The sequence below is a fragment of the Streptomyces sp. NPDC045967 genome (genome assembly GCF_056430495.1).
On record NZ_JBWKLE010000005.1, the window covers coordinates 181,454 to 196,056 of the forward strand.

At 73.7% G+C, this 14,603-nt stretch carries 14 protein-coding genes; 6 read left to right on the plus strand and 8 right to left on the minus strand.

What is annotated here, in order from left to right:
• Window positions 1-224: 224 nt before the first annotated feature.
• Window positions 225-1,019 carry an AfsK-binding protein KbpA gene (gene kbpA / locus AC07FY_RS13670; protein WP_479004954.1) on the minus strand — a complete coding sequence of 265 codons (795 nt, stop codon included), beginning with the start codon at window positions 1,017-1,019 and terminating at the stop codon, window positions 225-227.
• Window positions 1,020-1,311: 292 nt separating this feature from the next.
• On the opposite strand from kbpA, the gene AC07FY_RS13675 reads away from it, so the two are divergent.
• Window positions 1,312-1,959 carry a TetR family transcriptional regulator gene (locus tag AC07FY_RS13675; protein ID WP_479004957.1) on the plus strand — a complete coding sequence of 216 codons (648 nt, stop codon included), beginning with the start codon at window positions 1,312-1,314 and terminating at the stop codon, window positions 1,957-1,959.
• Between the two features lie 61 nt (window positions 1,960-2,020).
• Here AC07FY_RS13675 and AC07FY_RS13680 read toward each other — a convergent pair whose 3' ends face one another.
• Together AC07FY_RS13680 and AC07FY_RS13685 are read right to left on the minus strand one after the other, a co-directional pair.
• Complete coding sequence (locus AC07FY_RS13680; protein WP_479004959.1) at window positions 2,021-2,503, minus strand: nitroreductase/quinone reductase family protein; 483 nt, start codon at window positions 2,501-2,503, stop codon at window positions 2,021-2,023.
• Window positions 2,500-3,696 (minus strand): acyl-CoA dehydrogenase family protein, encoded by a 1,197-nt coding sequence (locus AC07FY_RS13685; RefSeq protein ID WP_479004962.1) that lies wholly within the window; start codon window positions 3,694-3,696, stop codon window positions 2,500-2,502. Before AC07FY_RS13685 ends, AC07FY_RS13680 begins: the two co-directional genes overlap by 4 nt.
• Window positions 3,697-3,840: 144 nt before the next feature.
• Here AC07FY_RS13685 and AC07FY_RS13690 point away from each other — a divergent pair, with 144 nt between their 5' ends.
• Window positions 3,841-5,037: an acetyl-CoA acetyltransferase gene (locus tag AC07FY_RS13690; protein ID WP_479004965.1), complete on the plus strand. Its 1,197-nt coding sequence runs from the start codon at window positions 3,841-3,843 to the stop codon at window positions 5,035-5,037.
• A gap of 128 nt (window positions 5,038-5,165) precedes the next feature.
• The gene (locus tag AC07FY_RS13695) at window positions 5,166-5,843 is read left to right on the plus strand and encodes a pyridoxine/pyridoxamine 5'-phosphate oxidase (RefSeq protein ID WP_479004967.1); all 678 of its coding nucleotides are present in this window, start codon (window positions 5,166-5,168) and stop codon (window positions 5,841-5,843) included.
• Window positions 5,844-5,991: 148 nt separating this feature from the next.
• Here the strand turns inward: AC07FY_RS13695 and AC07FY_RS13700 are convergent, their stop codons facing one another.
• Together AC07FY_RS13700 and AC07FY_RS13705 are read right to left on the minus strand one after the other, a co-directional pair.
• The gene (locus tag AC07FY_RS13700) at window positions 5,992-6,405 is read right to left on the minus strand and encodes a Zn-ribbon domain-containing OB-fold protein (RefSeq protein WP_479004970.1); all 414 of its coding nucleotides are present in this window, start codon (window positions 6,403-6,405) and stop codon (window positions 5,992-5,994) included.
• Window positions 6,402-6,854 (minus strand): DoxX family protein, encoded by a 453-nt coding sequence (locus AC07FY_RS13705; protein WP_479004972.1) that lies wholly within the window; start codon window positions 6,852-6,854, stop codon window positions 6,402-6,404. Before AC07FY_RS13705 ends, AC07FY_RS13700 begins: the two co-directional genes overlap by 4 nt.
• Before the next feature lie 191 nt (window positions 6,855-7,045).
• Between AC07FY_RS13705 and AC07FY_RS13710 the strand changes: the two genes are divergently transcribed.
• From AC07FY_RS13710 to AC07FY_RS13720, 3 genes are all read left to right on the plus strand, one after another.
• Window positions 7,046-8,227 (plus strand): flavin-containing monooxygenase, encoded by a 1,182-nt coding sequence (locus AC07FY_RS13710; protein WP_479004974.1) that lies wholly within the window; start codon window positions 7,046-7,048, stop codon window positions 8,225-8,227.
• Between the two features lie 183 nt (window positions 8,228-8,410).
• Window positions 8,411-10,645: an acetate--CoA ligase family protein gene (locus AC07FY_RS13715; protein ID WP_479004977.1), complete on the plus strand. Its 2,235-nt coding sequence runs from the start codon at window positions 8,411-8,413 to the stop codon at window positions 10,643-10,645.
• A 457-nt stretch (window positions 10,646-11,102) separates the two neighbouring features.
• A complete protein-coding gene (locus tag AC07FY_RS13720; protein ID WP_479004980.1) occupies window positions 11,103-11,906 on the plus strand; it encodes an enoyl-CoA hydratase/isomerase family protein in 804 nt (267 codons plus the stop codon).
• Window positions 11,907-11,928: 22 nt separating this feature from the next.
• On the opposite strand, the gene AC07FY_RS13725 is transcribed toward AC07FY_RS13720, so the two are convergent.
• The 3 genes from AC07FY_RS13725 to AC07FY_RS13735 form a co-directional block, all read right to left on the minus strand.
• Window positions 11,929-12,708: a VOC family protein gene (locus AC07FY_RS13725; RefSeq protein ID WP_479004983.1), complete on the minus strand. Its 780-nt coding sequence runs from the start codon at window positions 12,706-12,708 to the stop codon at window positions 11,929-11,931.
• A gap of 141 nt (window positions 12,709-12,849) precedes the next feature.
• Window positions 12,850-13,596, minus strand: coding sequence for a hypothetical protein (locus AC07FY_RS13730; protein ID WP_479004985.1), 747 nt, complete (start codon window positions 13,594-13,596; stop codon window positions 12,850-12,852).
• 10 nt (window positions 13,597-13,606) lie between these two features.
• The gene (locus AC07FY_RS13735) at window positions 13,607-14,437 is read right to left on the minus strand and encodes a hypothetical protein (RefSeq protein WP_479004988.1); all 831 of its coding nucleotides are present in this window, start codon (window positions 14,435-14,437) and stop codon (window positions 13,607-13,609) included.
• Window positions 14,438-14,603 lie beyond the last annotated feature (166 nt).

The window sequence follows — 14,603 nt, forward strand, 5'->3', positions numbered from 1 at the left end:
CCCGTACGGGCCCTCGCCGGGCCCGCTACCACCAGCACGCGCCGCCGGTGCGGGGCTCCTGCCCCGTGCAGCGTCTCACCCCGGGCGCGGCCCGGGTCGTGCAACCCCGATTCTGTCAGGCCCGCGCCCGGTCCGGCCCCGGCACGGCGGCGGGCCGGGGCGGGTCTTGGATCCGCCGGCGCGGGCCGCAGGCCGGGCGGCCGCCGGGCGGGGGTGCCCGAACCTCAGGATTCGGGCCTGGTCCTGGGTTCCGACAGCAGCCCGAAGACCGCTCCCTGATCGTCGGCGACGACCGCGATCCTGCCGTACGGGGTGTCGAAGGGATCGGCGGTGACCCGCCCGCCGAGCCGCTGGACCATCGCGACGGACTGGTCGCAGTCGGGTACGGCGAAGTAGGCGAGGAAGTGCGCCGGCATGATCTCCGGGAAGGCGTCGGTGATCATGCTGCGGCCCATCACCGCGGTCTCCTCGCCGGGCGCGGCGCCGGGCGGGGACCAGAGGCGGTACTCGACGCCCGCGTCGTCCTGGTCCTGCGGGACGTAGCCGAAGACCTTGGCGTAGAAGGCGTCCACGGCGTCCCGGGCCCGGGTGTAGACCTCGGTCCAGCAGTACGTGTAGGGCTCCCCCTGGGCATCGAAGCCGTGGTGGGTGCCGGGCTGCCAGAGGCCGAAGACGGCCCCGCCGGGGTCGGCGGCCATCGCGGCGGTCCCGTACGGGCCGACCGGCATCGGGTCCATCACCATCTGGCCGCCGGCGGCGCGGATGCGCTGGGCGCAGGCGTGGGCGTCGGTGGTGTAGAGGTAGATCCCCCATACGGTCGGCATCCGCCCGTCGGGCTTGGGGGCGAGGGCGGCGACGTTGCGGCCGCGGCTGTAGGCCTGGGTGTAGTGGCCGTACTCGGCGCCCGCGCCGTCCCCGAAGGTCCACCCGAAGAGCTCACCGTAGAAGCGCTTGCCCGCCTCGACGTCCGGCAGTGAGGCGTCCACCCAGCAGGGAGCGCCTTCCGCGAATGCGGCCATGAGCCCGGTTCCTTCCGTTATGCGGGGATGTGTACCGTCCCACCTCTCCCACGCGTCCCACCTCTCCCTGCCATGGTCCGCCCGAAAACTTGTCCACAGCCTGTTGATAAGACTATTCGGGGGAAACGGCTCCCAAGCGGGCACCCCTCGCGCCGGCCGCGCGCGCACCGGATCCGGCCGGATTCCGCTCCCCGGGGCGTACCGGAGCGGCGTCAGAGCAGGCCAGGCACCCCGTGACCCCATTTGCAGGCGGCCGAATAGCGCGCCGATCACCCCTCGGTAAGCTGACGGCATGACAGGACAAGTACGCACCGTCGACGGGCGTGTCGCCGGCCGGCGCGGCCAGGCGACGCGGCAGAAGCTGCTCGACTGCCTCAGCGAGATGCTCAGCTCCTCGCCGTACCGCGACGTCAAGGTGATCGACGTCGCGCGCAAGGCCGGCACCTCCCCCGCGACCTTCTACCAGTACTTCCCGGACGTCGAGGGCGCCGTCCTGGAGATCGCCGAGGAAATGGCCAGCGAGGGCGCGCAGTTGACGCAGCTCGTCGAGGGCCGCACCTGGGTGGGCAAGTCCGGCTGGGCGGCCGCCGAGGAACTCGTCGAGGGATTCCTGGACTTCTGGCGGCGCAACGACGCGATCCTGCGGGTCGTCGACCTCGGGGCGGCCGAGGGGGACAAGCGGTTCTACAAGATCCGCATGAAGATCCTGAACTCGGTCACCAACTCCCTCACGGAGTCGATGAAGGAGCTCCAGGCCAAGGGCAAGGTCGACAAGGACGTCAGCCCCGCGGCGATGGCCGGTTCGCTGGTCGCCATGCTGGCCGCGGTCGCCTCGCACCAGAAGGGCTTCCAGACCTGGGGCGTCAAGCAGGCCGAGCTGAAGCCGAACCTGGCGCTGCTCGTCCACCTCGGCATCACGGGCAAGAAGCCCACTAAGTGACGGCTGGCCCCTGACCAGGGCCGCCGCCCCGGGAACGGTTCCCGCGTCCGCCCGCCTGCGATCAGCGACGCTCCAGGCGGAACAGCCGGATCTCGCGCTCGATGCGCGCCTGGTAGGCCGCGTACGGCGGCCAGAACTCCAGTGCCGCCCGCCACGCCGCGGCACGCTCCTCCCCCGTCAGCAGCCGGGCCCGTACGGCGATGTCCCGGCCCTTCCAGCTCACCGACGCGTCCGGGTTGCGCAGCAGGTTCGCCGTCCACGCCGGGTGTCCGGGCCGGCCGAAGTTCGAGCCGATCAGCAGCCAGCTCGCCCCGTCCCGCTCCGGCATGCAGGCCAGCGGGGTGGTGCGCGGCTCGCCGGTCCTGGCGCCCTTGGCGGTGAGGACCACGCCCGGCAGCATCCGGGCGCTGAGCAGGACCCTGCCGCGGGTCAGCCGGTGCACCGCCTTGTCCACGGCCGGGATGAAGTGGGGTGCGACCTTGGCGAAGAGCCTGGTCGAGGAGACGCGCCGGATCAGCTTGACGCCGGGAGCCACGCGAGTCATCGGAGGGCCGCCTTCTCGGGTGCGGCGGACGGGGTGAACAGGCCCGCGCGGTCGGCGGCGTGCGCCCGGAGCCGGTGGACCGGGCCGAACAGCAGCTCGTCGGCCGCCGCCCGCTTGAAGTAGAGGTGCGCGTCGTGCTCCCAGGTGAAGCCGATGCCGCCGTGCAGCTGGATCGCCTCGGCGGCGGCCGTCCGCAGCGCCTCCAGGCCCTGGGCGAGGGCGAGGGCGCCCTGCCGCGGGTCCCAGGAGGCGTAGTAGGCCGCGGAACGGGCCGCCTCCACCTGCACGTACAGGTCGGCGAGGCGGTGTTTGACCGCCTGGAAGGAGCCGATCGCCCGGCCGAACTGCTCGCGGCCGCGCACGTACTCCACGGTGCGGGCGAGTGCCTGACCCGCCGCGCCGACCGCCTCGGCGGCGAGCACGGCGGCGGCGGTCCGGCCGGTGGCGGCGAGGGCCGCGAGGACGTCGCCCTCCTCGCTCCCCAGCAACTCGGCCGGCACCTCGCGCAGCTCGATCCGGGCCTGGGGGCGGGTCTCGTCCAGGGTGGTCTGCCGTGACCGCAGGAGCCCCGGCGCGTCCTGCCGGACCAGGAAGAGCAGGGTGCGGCTGCGGGCGAAGCCACCGGTGTGCGCGGCGACCAGCAGCAGCGAGGCGCTGTGCCCGTCGAGGACCTGGGCCGCCTCCCCGTACAGCCGCCAGCCGCCCCCGGCTCCGGCGGAGCGCGCCTGCACGCCGCCCGCGCGGCCGCCACCGGACCACGGTCCGGCGGCGTTGTCGCCGGTCAGCGCGAGGGCGGTGGCCAGGGCCGGGCCGGGCACGGCGAGCGCGGCGGTCAGCGCGCCGCCGGCCAGCGGCGGGAGCAGCTCCGAGCGCTGGCCCGCGGTGGCGAGCGCGGTGATCAGCGGCACGCAGAGCGCGGCGGTGGCCAGCAGCGGCGAGGGCAGCAGCGCCCGGCCGGTCTCCTCGCAGGCCAGCGCCAGATCGGCCGGGGTGCAGCCGACGCCCCCGTACTCCTCGGCGACGGCGAGGCCGGGCAGCCCCAGCCGTTCGGCGAGCTGCTGCCACAGTTCGCGGTCGTACCCGGCGGTGGTGCGGACGGCGGCCTTGACCTCGTCGGGGCCGCAGCGTTTGCCCAGGATCTCGCGCAGGGTGCGCCGTATTTCATCCTGCTCCGGGGTGAAGGCGGCATCCATCGTCTGGCTCCTCCTGGGGGCACCTCCCGGCGGCGGCCGGCGAGGGATCTGACGGACCGTCATGTTAGAGCGGGCGGCCGCGGATGCACAGGGGGCGGGTGCGAGGGCTAGAAACTGACGCATCGTCAGTTGTACGGTCCTCCCATGCCTGGACTCACACCCGGACCGGTCTCCGCCCGCCCCCGCCGGAGGGTCGCGGTGGTCGGCGTCGCACTCTCCGACTGCGGCCGGGTCGACGGCCCCACCCCGTACGCCCTGCACGCGCAGGCGGCCCGGCGCGCGCTGGCCGACTCCGGCCTCGACCGCTCCGTCATCGACGGCTTCGCCTCGGCCGGCCTCGGCACGCTCGCCCCGGTCGAGGTGGCGGAGTACCTGGGCCTGCGCCCCACCTGGGTGGACTCCACCTCGGTGGGCGGCTCGACCTGGGAGGTCATGGCTGCGCACGCGGCGGACGCGATCGCGGCCGGGCACGCCGACGCCGTCCTGCTGGTCTACGGCTCCACGGCCCGCGCCGACATCAAGGCCCGGCGGCGCACCGCGAACCTCTCCTTCGGGGCGCGGGGGCCGCTGCAGTTCGAAGTGCCCTACGGCCACACGCTGATCTCCAAGTACGCGATGGCCGCCCGCCGCCACATGCACCAGTACGGGACGACGCTGGAGCAGCTCGCCTCGGTGGCCGTGCAGGCGCGGGCGAACGCGGCCGCCAACCCCGACGCGATGTTCCGCGACCCGATCACGGTCGACGACGTCCTGTCCTCCGACATGATCGCGGACCCCTTCACCAAGCTGCACTGCTGCATCCGCTCCGACGGCGGCTGCGCGGTGCTGCTGGCGGCGGAGGACTTCGTCCCGGACACGGCCAAGGCACCGGTGTGGGTCCTCGGCGCCGGGACCTCCGTCTCCCACACCACGATGTCGGAGTGGGAGGACTTCACCGTCTCCCCGGCGGCGGTCTCGGGCCGCATCGCGTTCGAACGGGCCGGCCTGAGCCCGGCGGACGTGGACCTGGCCGAGATCTACGACGCCTTCACCTACATGACCCTGGTGACCCTGGAGGACCTCGGCTTCTGCGCGAAGGGCGAGGGCGGCCCCTTCGTGGAGAAGGGCCGGCTGCTGCGGGGCGGCGAACTCCCGGTCAACACGGACGGCGGCGGCCTGTCCGCCTGCCACCCCGGCATGCGCGGCCTGTTCCTCCTGGTCGAGGCGGTCCGCCAGCTCCGCGGCGAGGCGGGCGCGGCCCAGGTCCTCAAGGCCGGCGGCGGCCTGCCGGAAGTGGCCCTGGCCTCGGGCACGGGCGGCTGGTTCTGCTCGTCGGGAACGGTACTGCTGGGCCGGGGGTGAGGGGGTGAGGGGGTGAGGGGGCGGGCGGGTCGGACGCCGGCGGCGTCCAGCGCCTCGCGGCGCCCGGCACGGCCACGGCCAGGCCACGGCCACGGCCACGGCCACGGCCACGGCACTAGCCTGGCCGCATGAGCCGTGACATCAGCAGTGACGAGTTCCGCGAGGCCCTGCACGCGTTGCGGGTGTGGGACGGGCCGCTTCCCGGCTTCGAGGCCGGGGAGGCGCCGGACGAGCCGGTGGGGCTGTTCCGGGAGTGGTTCGTGCAGGCCGTCGGGGCGGGGCAGGCGGAGCCGCACACCATGAGCCTGGCGACCGTGGACGCGCAGGGGCGGCCCGACGTGCGGACGCTGATGCTGCACGACGCCGACGCGCGCGGCTGGCACTTCGCCTCGCACGCCACCAGTGCCAAGGGGGCGCAGCTGGCCGGGCAGCCGGCCGCCGCGCTCGGGTTCTACTGGCCCGCCGTGGGCCGCCAGGTGCGCATCCGGGGCCGGGTCGGCGCCTGCGGTCCGCGGGAGAGCCGGGCGGACCTCGCGGTCCGCTCGCGCGGGGCGCTCGCCGCCGCGCTCACGGGCCGCCAGAGCGAGGTGCTCGGCTCGCGGGAGGAGCTCGTACGGGCGTCCGCGGCGGCCTGGGCGCGGGCCGGGGCCGAGCCGGACGCTCCCGCTCCGACCTGGACGCGGTACGTGCTGGACCCGGACGAGGTCGAGTTCTTCCAGGGCGACGCCGAGCGCCGGCACGTACGGCTGCGCTACCGGCGCGACCCGGCCGCCGGCGGCTGGGTCCGCGAGCTGCTCTGGCCCTGAGGCCGCCCCAGTGCTGTGACCGCAAAGGTTCACCGCGTCGCGGCCCTCCCCCGGCCACCGCCGGGAGGTGCCCCCGGGCACGGCACCAGGCCCTGTCGTCAAAGTCGCGCCTGGCCCGCGACGCCCGGCGCCACTTTGACGACAGGACCTAGGCGGGTGTGAAGACCGGGACGCGCAGGCCCTGGGCCACCTCGCGGAAGGCGGCCTTCAGGGCCATGCCGACGCGGAGGTCCGCGGCGGCGCAGCCGGCGACCTCCGTCATCATCCGCGGGCCTTCCGCCAGGTCGACCACCGCCGCCGTGTAGGGCACGCGCGCGGCGAACGGCGGGAGGTCGTTGCGGTGGATCACCGACCAGGTGTAGAGCACCGCGCGGCCGCTCGCCTCCTCCCACGTCACCCGGTCCTCGCCGGCCCAGCAGAACGGGCAGAACTCGCGCGGGTAGTGGTGCGCCCGCCGGCACTGCGCGCACCGGCGCACCAGGAGCCGGCCCTCGGCCGCCGCGTCCCAGTAGGGGCGGGTGAACGCGTCCACCTCGGGGAGGTCGTGGCGCACGTCGTTCACAGGAAGAGTCCGATCGCCGCGTCGAGGGACCAGGTCTGCCAGGACACGGCCAGGAGGGCGACCAGCGAGATGAGCGCCATCATCGCGTTCTGCCCCTGCTCGGCCCAGTCGTGGATCATCAGCACCAGGTAGAGCAGGTTCAGCAGCAGCCCGCCCACCAGCGCCACCGGGGTGAGGAACCCCAGGACCAGCCCCAGTCCGAGGGCGAGTTCCGCGTAGACGACGACGTACGCCATCACCTTGGGGCGCGGCTTCACCACCAGCTCGAAGCCGCCCCTGACGAAGGTCCAGCGGTGCTTGGCGGCGACGTCGGCGGCCCAGGCGATGCCCGTGCCGCGTTCGAACCAGCCCTTCTTGTCCTTGTGCCGCCAGCTCTCCAGCCACCACAGGCCGAGCCCGATCCGGAGCACGGCGAGCCACTCGGCCCCACTGAGCCAGACGGTCTGCATCGGCGGCCCCACCCCTCATCCCCACAATCTGACGATACGTCAGTTCAGCGGATGCGCGGCGATCGCGCAAGACCCGCGCCCGCCACGGTTCACGGCCGCCGCCGCACGGCGCCCGGACCGTGATCGATCCGCAATCGATTCCCCGCCCGACCGAGACCCATCAACTCAGCGTGGCGATACGATCACCCTTCATGCCTGGAGTCCCCGAAGCACCCGACATGACCACCCAGCCCCGCCCCGTGTACGTCATAGGCGGCGGCCCCGGCGGCCTCGCAGCGGCTGCGGCGCTGCGCAGCCGCGGGGTCCGCGCGGTGGTCGTGGAGAAGTCGGACGCGGTCGGCGCGTCCTGGCGGCGGCACTACGACCGGCTGCGCCTGCACACCACGCGCCGGCTCTCGGCGCTCCCCGGCCTGCCCATGCCGCGCCGCTTCGGCCGCTGGGTCGCGCGCGCCGACGTGGTGCGGTATCTGGAGAAGTACGCCGAGTTCCACGAGTTGGAGATCGTCACCGGCGTCGAGGTCACCCGCCTGGAGAGCGACGGGGACGGCGACTGGACCCTGCACGCCAGCGGCGGCCGGGTGCTGACCGCCGCGGCCGTGGTGGTCGCCACCGGGTACAACCACACGCCCCGGCTCCCCGACTGGCCGGGCCGCGGCACGTACACCGGTGAACTGCTGCACGCCGCCGACTACCGCGAACCCGGGCCGTATGCCGGCCGCGACGTCCTGGTCGTCGGTGTCGGCAACACCGGCGCCGAGATCGCCGTCGACCTCGCCGAGGGCGGCGCGGCCCGGGTGCGGCTCGCCGTGCGCACCGCTCCGCACATCGTGCGCCGCTCCACCGCCGGCTGGCCGGCCCAGCGCACGGGGATCCTCGTGCGCCGGCTGCCCGTGCCGCTCGTGGACCGGCTGGGTGCGCTCGTCGCCAGGGCCTCGGTCCCGGACCTGTCGGCGCACGGGCTCCCGCGGCCCGCGACCGGGCTGTACAGCAGGGTCAGGGAAGGGGCGATCCCGGTCCAGGACGTCGGCCTGATCGAGGCGGTCCGCACCGGGCGGGTGCAGCCCGTCGCCGCCGTCGCGGGCTTCGAGGGCGGCCAGGTGCTGCTCGCGGACGGCTCGCGGATCACCCCGGACACCGTGGTCGCGGCGACCGGATACCACCGCGCCCTGGAGGGCCTGGTGGGCGGGCTGGACGGGGTGCTCGACGAGCACGGGCGACCCCGCGCACACGGCGCCCGCACCTCGGCGCAGGCCCCCGGCCTGTACTTCACCGGCTTCTCCAACCCCATCAGCGGGATGTTCCGGGAGATGGCGCGGGACGCCGAGAAGATCGCGCGGGCCGTGCAGCGGCACCTGCGCACGCCCCGGAGCTGAGGCCCGGTTCCGGCCGGAATGGCACTCTGGACCGGCCCCGCGGGGATCTGACACCGTTCCACACACCACCTCCACCACCTTTCCTGCGCAGCCCTGTTCCTGACGACACGTCAGTTCAGTAATCTGACTACACGTCAGTTATCGAGTTCCATCGAGGTTCATCGAGCAGGAGCGGGCGGAACGATGCTTGGATCTACTCACGGCACCCTCACCACCGACTTCCGCGCACGTGTCGAGGCCTGCGGCGAGTCCCCCAGGACGGCCGTCCACTCCTCGGCGCCGCCGTCCCCCGAGGACACGGCCGCCCTGGACGTGAGCGGCCGGCCCCTGCACGCCGATGTCCCCGACCTGGACCGGTTCTTCCGGCCCGAGTCGGTCGCCGTCGTCGGCGCCTCCGACGCCGAGGGCAGGCCCAACGCGGGCATCACCCGCCAGCTGATCGCCTGGGCGCAGCGGGTCGGCGCACGCGTCCACCCGGTGCACCCGACCCGCGGGAGCGTCTTCGGGCTGCCGTGCGTGCCGTCCGTCGCGGACCTGCCGGAACAGGTGGACCTCGCCGTCCTCCTGGTCGCCGACCCGCTGCCCGTCATCGAGGAACTCGCCGAGGCCAAGGTCCGGTTCGCCGTCGCCTTCGCCTCCGGCTTCGCCGAGACCGGGGACGCCGGGGCGGCAGCCCAAGCGCGCCTCACCGCCGCCGTCGGCCGCTCGGGCCTGCGCCTGCTGGGCCCCAACACCAACCTCAACGCCTTCGAGGAGTTCCGCGAGGACCTGACCGGGCCCGCCATCGCCCTGATCACCCAGTCCGGCCACCAGGGACGGCCGGTCTACACCCTCCAGGAGCTCGGCATACGCCTCTCCCACTGGGCGCCCACCGGCAACGAGGCGGACCTGGAGACCTCCGACTTCATCTCCTACTTTGCCGAGCAGCCCGAGGTCGGGGCCATCGCCTGCTACGTGGAGGGCCTCAAGGACGGCCGGTCCTTCCTGCTCGCCGCCGACCGGGCCGCACGCAACGGGGTCCCGGTCGTCGCCGTCAAGGTCGGCCGCACCGAGACCGGCGCCCGGATGGCGGCCTCCCACACCGGGAAGCTGACCGGCGCGGACACCGTCGTGGACGCCGCCATGCGCCAGTTCGGGGTGATCCGTGTGGACGGCCTGGACGAACTCCAGGACACGGCCGCCCTGCTCGCCCGGGCCCGCAAGCCGCAGGCCGAGGGCGTCGTCGTGTACTCGATCTCCGGCGGCACCGGAGCGCACTTCTCCGACCTGGCCACGGAGGCCGGGCTCCCCCTCCCCACCCTCTCCCGGGCCAAGCAGGACGAGCTCCACCAGTGGATCCCCCCGTACCTGAACGTCGCCAACCCCGTCGACAACGGCGGCCATCCCGTCGGCGACTGGCGCGGCCGCAAGATCATCGACGCGATCCTCGCCGATCCCTCGGTGGGCGTGCTGATCTGCCCGATCACCGGGCCCTTCCCGCCCATGAGCGACAAGCTCGCCCAGGACCTGGTGGACGCGGCCGAGCGGAGCGACAAGCTGATCTGCGTGATCTGGGGCTCCCCGGTCGGCACGGAGGACGCCTACCGCCGGGTGCTGCTCGGCTCCTCCCGGGTGGCCACCTTCCGCACCTTCGGCAACTGCATCACGGCCGTCCGCGCCTACCTCGGCCACCACCGCTTCACCACCGGCTACCGCTCCCCCTTCGACGAGGCCCCCCGCACCCCCTCCCCCTCCTACCGCAAGGCACAGGCCCTGATGCGGCCCGGGCAGCAGCTCAGCGAACACGCGGCGAAGCAGCTGCTGCGCGCGTACGGGATCCGCGTCCCGCGCGAGCAGCTGGTGACCAGCGCGGCGGCCGCGGTGCGCGCCGCCGGGCTGGTCGGCTACCCGGTGGTCATGAAGGCCTCGGGCCCCCAGCTGGGCCACAAGACCGAGTTGGGCCTGGTGAAGATCGGCCTGACCTCGGCGAGCCAGATCCGCGACGCGTACCGCGAACTCACCGACACGGCCCGCTACGAGAACGTACCGCTGGACGGCATCCTGGTCTGCCAGATGGTCGAACGCGGAGTGGAGATGGTCGTCGGCGTCACCCAGGACGACCTCTTCGGCCCCACCGTCACGGTCGGCCTGGGTGGGGTCTTGGTGGAGGTCCTGCACGACGCGGCGGTCCGGGTGCCGCCCTTCGGGGAGGACCAGGCCCGCACGATGCTGACCGACCTGCGGGGGCACGCGCTGCTGGAGGGAGTACGGGGGGCGCCGCCGGCGGATGTCGACGCGCTGGTGGAGGTCATCCTGCGGATCCAGCGGATGGCGCTCGAACTGGGCGACGAGCTCTCCGAGCTGGACATCAACCCGCTGATGGTGCTGCCGCGGGGGCAGGGGGCCGTGGCGCTGGACGCGCTGGCCGTCTGCCGTTGACGCTGCGCCGGCCCGGCGGTTGTCCCGTGCGGCTCCGGCTGCCGCCGCACGGCCCCCGTCCCCCGGGCTCCGCCCGGCCCCGCGCCTCAAACGCCGTCGGGGCTTGGGGACACGCGGTGCGGGTCGGACGTGAGGGGTCGGGGGTGGGGTGGGGTATCGGCCGGGACCAAAACGAGATGACTTCGGCGCACGGCGAGGCTCCGCCCATCCGACCGACCCCGGGCGCCGAACATCGAAGCCCGTCCCGGCCGACACCCCACCCCGCCCCCGGCCCCGCCCCGGCCCGACCCGCCCCTGCCCGACACCACCCCAGCCCCGGAACCGGCTCCGGCCTGGCCCACCCCAGCTCCGGGCCCGGCTCCGGCCCGGCCCACCCCACCCCCGGCCCCGTCCCGGCCCGACCCCCTCGACTCCGCACACCCCGCCGCCACCCCCGACCCCCCCGGGAGCGAACCGCATGGACGAGATCCTGCACCGCCAAGACGCCGACGTCTCGTGGGTCACCCTCAACCGCCCGGACGCCATGAACGCCCTCACCTGGGACCAACGCGAACGCGTCATCGCCCTGCTCGCCGACGCCTCCGCCGACCCCGACGTCCGGGCCGTCGTCATCACCGCCACCGGCAAGGGATTCTGCGCGGGCGCAGACCTCCGCGGGGCATCCGGCCGGCCCCGACCGGCGGCAGGCGGCCCCCGCGTCGCCGGGGACGTCGCCCGCATGATCCGCCTCGGCGCGCAGCGGCTGATCACCGCGGTCCTCGACTGCGAGAAACCGGTCATCGCCGCGGTCAACGGCACCGCCGCCGGCATCGGATCCCACCTCGCGCTCGCCTGCGACCTGGTCATCGCCGCCGAGGAGGCCCGTTTCATCGAGGTGTTCGTCCGCCGCGGCCTCGTCCCCGACGGCGGCGGAGCCTACCTGCTGCCCCGCCTGATCGGCCCGCAGAAGGCCAAGGAGCTGATCTTCTTCGGCGACGCCGTCCCCGCCGCCGAGGCCGAACGCCTGGGCCTGGTCAACAAGGTGGTCCCGGGCGAGGAGCTGCAGGCCACCGCCCGGGAATGGGCGGAGCGCCTCGCCCAGGGCCCGACCCGGGCGCTGTCCCTGGCCAAGCAGCTGGTCAACGCCTCCCTGGACGGCGACCGGGCGGCCGCGCTGGCCGCCGAGGCCACCGCCCAGGAGATCAACATGGGGACGGCCGACGCGAACGAGGGCGTGGCGAGCTTCCTGGAGCGCCGCACGCCCAAGTACACCGGCCGCTGACACGGACCACCGGCCACCCCGACTACATGCGCGGATCCGGCTTCAGCAGCGCGAACACGGCCCCCGCCGGATCCGCGAGCCAGGCGATCCGCCCGACCCCCGGCACGTCCGCCGCCGGATTCACCACCGAGCCGCCGTTGCCCGTGCCCGCGGACACGGTGGCGTCCACGTCGGCCACGTGGAAGTACGGCACCCACCGCGCCCCGCCGCCGCCCTCCCGCTGCTCAGCGATCCCCCCGAAGGAGCTGTCCTGCTGCTCCCCCTCGGCGGTGCTCAGCACCCGGTACCTCATCCCGGGCGCGTCCATCTCCGCGTGCCGCCACCCGAACACCCCGCCGTAGAACGCGAGGGCCGCGAGCGGGTCGGGCACGTGGAGCTCCACCCACACCAGGCTGTTCTCGGCGGAGGCGAGCCCCACCCCGCGGGTCCGGCCCGGCTGCCAGCACGCGAACTCCGCGCCCTGCGGGTCGGTGAACTGGGCCAGCCAGCCCTCCCCCATGACGTCCATGGGCTCCATCCGCACCCGCCCGCCGCCCGCCCGGACGGCCTCGGCGGTGGCCTGGATGTCCCGGCTGTCGAAGTGGACCATCCAGGCGGACCGGGCCCCTTCCTCGGTGAGCGGGCCCAGGGCGGCGACGGTCTTCCCGTCGACCTGCCAGAAGCCGTACCCGCCCGCCTCGGGCCCGGCCGAGACGAAGCTCCAGCCGAGGACGGCGCTGTAGAAGGCGGCGGCCGCGTCGGTGTCGGGGCTGCCGAGGTCGATCCAGTTGGGTGATCCGGGACGGAAGTCGGTGCCGAGCATCAGGTGCCTCCACAGGTCCGGTGGTAGGGGGTCCGCCGGCCACGATGCCGAGCCCCCGGCCGCCGCCAGGCGTACGGCCCCCGGCCGGGCCGGGGGTTCACCCGTCCGGACGCGACGGCGCGACGAGACCCCGCCCGCGCCTCAGCCGCCCCGCACCCCGGCCCGTTCCAGGGCCGGCAGGAACTGGTCGTAGAAGTCGAGTTTGATCTGGAGGGAGCGCCGTTCCATCTCGCGGAAGGACTCGGCCGCCGCCTCGCCCCCGCCGGCGAGGAACGCCCGGACTCGGGTGGCCAGGCGGTCGGCGTGCGACGTGGCCAGGAGGTCCGCCCGGGCGAGCGACTCGCTCTTGGCGTCGTGCGAGTGGTGCGGGTAGTAGAAGCGCGAGACGTTCTCCCCGTCCTCCGTGAGCAGCGGCTCCATCCGCTCCCACAGCCGCCCGTACTCGACGGACACCAGGATCTCGCCCCAGAACCGCAGGATCGTCAGCACCCGCAGGTCGGCGTCCTCCCGGGTGCCCGCGTCGGCGATCAGGCCGAAGGTGGCGTCGACGGCGTGCTTGGTGGCCGCGGTCGGCCTGGTGTGGACGAGGGCCTGCCGGGAGACGCCGAGCCGGTACATGTCCGACGTCATGTCCTCGCGGTGCGAGCGCATCCCGCGACTGTCGGGGTACTCCTCGCGCAGGATGACCCGGGCGACCCGCAGGCCCTCCTCGTCCCGCAGGAGGTCGATCGCCAGGTCGTAGACCGGGGTGAACGCGAGCGAGAGGAAGCGCCGCTGGAGGAGGACGGCGGCGAAGTCCTCCTCCGAGAGGCGCCCGACGTTCGCCAGTACCGGGTGGTGTGCGTACCGCGCGATCAGTTCGTCCTCGAACCGGTCCAGTTCTTCCACGGCCCTACCCCTAATTCATGGTGTCGATGGATCTTTGCCAGTCGCGGAGGTCGACGTCCCTGCCGATGCCCCACAGTTTGTCCAGCTCGCCCTGAACCTCCCGGCCCATCGCCGTCCCGCACCCGTCGACCTCGAGCTGGGTGGACTGGATGGCGAGGCGGCCGTGCAGGAACGAGCTGACCAGGTAGCGGTCGTCGGCCTTGTACACGGCGATCGACGGCAGGGAGTTGTACACCCGCACCTGGAGCCTGTGCCGCAGCTGCGGCGGCAGGTCGTCGTAGACGGACTTCAGGAGGTGCAGGCTGCCCCTGACGTCCACCCCCCGGCCGGGCTCCCCGATCTGCAGCGCCCGGTCCCGCAGGTCCGCCACCAGCGAGGAGGGGTGCAGCAGCAGGATCCGCACCTCGACCCGGCGCTCGGCGACGGCCCTGGTGAGCTCGGTCTTCAGCTGTTCGAGGTTGGGTATCCAGGTCTGCAGGATGGACACCTCCCACCGCGCGTCCTTGAGCAGCTCCAGGAAGGCCGCCTCGGGGAACCGCGGGTGGACCCTGGTCACGCCGTCGTAGCGCTCGCGCCGGAGCTGGCCCTCTATGCCGTCGATGTCGAGCCGGGAGACCTGGGCGTTCATGGTGTCGAGCACCTTCAGGCGGTCGAACTCCATGAGGAGGAAGAGGGTGACCGTGCTCAGGATGAGCAGGGTGATCTTCGGGAGCGTGCCGCCGGGGGCCATCTTGTCGAGCCAGCCGAGGAGGTCGGCGAGCAGGACCCCGACGCCCGCCGTCGCCATCGCACCCAGGGCGATCCGCTCGGCGCGGTTGCGAAAACCGTTCCCCATGCTCATCCCAGCCCCCGACGTCCTTGTCGTTGGCGACGACTGTACACAGGCGCGCGTATCGACGTGACGAGAGGTCATGTCTCGTTGTGTATAAGGCAATTCACCCCGACAAGCCCTTCTGGAGCAGCCGCGGGCCCCGGCGCCCGCCGACCCCCCTTCCCATCTGACGAAC

Bases quoted from the DNA above. Each gene is read 5' to 3' on its own strand.
- AC07FY_RS13715 (WP_479004977.1), top strand. From the start codon at position 8,411: ATGCTTGGATCTACTCACGGCACCCTCACCACCGACTTCCGCGCACGT.
- kbpA (WP_479004954.1), bottom strand. From the start codon at position 1,019: ATGGCCGCATTCGCGGAAGGCGCTCCCTGCTGGGTGGACGCCTCACTG.
- AC07FY_RS13675 (WP_479004957.1), top strand. From the start codon at position 1,312: ATGACAGGACAAGTACGCACCGTCGACGGGCGTGTCGCCGGCCGGCGC.
- AC07FY_RS13680 (WP_479004959.1), bottom strand. From the start codon at position 2,503: ATGACTCGCGTGGCTCCCGGCGTCAAGCTGATCCGGCGCGTCTCCTCG.
- AC07FY_RS13725 (WP_479004983.1), bottom strand. From the start codon at position 12,708: ATGCTCGGCACCGACTTCCGTCCCGGATCACCCAACTGGATCGACCTC.
- AC07FY_RS13685 (WP_479004962.1), bottom strand. From the start codon at position 3,696: ATGGATGCCGCCTTCACCCCGGAGCAGGATGAAATACGGCGCACCCTG.
- AC07FY_RS13690 (WP_479004965.1), top strand. From the start codon at position 3,841: ATGCCTGGACTCACACCCGGACCGGTCTCCGCCCGCCCCCGCCGGAGG.
- AC07FY_RS13705 (WP_479004972.1), bottom strand. From the start codon at position 6,854: ATGCAGACCGTCTGGCTCAGTGGGGCCGAGTGGCTCGCCGTGCTCCGG.
- AC07FY_RS13720 (WP_479004980.1), top strand. From the start codon at position 11,103: ATGGACGAGATCCTGCACCGCCAAGACGCCGACGTCTCGTGGGTCACC.
- AC07FY_RS13710 (WP_479004974.1), top strand. From the start codon at position 7,046: ATGCCTGGAGTCCCCGAAGCACCCGACATGACCACCCAGCCCCGCCCC.
- AC07FY_RS13695 (WP_479004967.1), top strand. From the start codon at position 5,166: ATGAGCCGTGACATCAGCAGTGACGAGTTCCGCGAGGCCCTGCACGCG.
- AC07FY_RS13735 (WP_479004988.1), bottom strand. From the start codon at position 14,437: ATGAGCATGGGGAACGGTTTTCGCAACCGCGCCGAGCGGATCGCCCTG.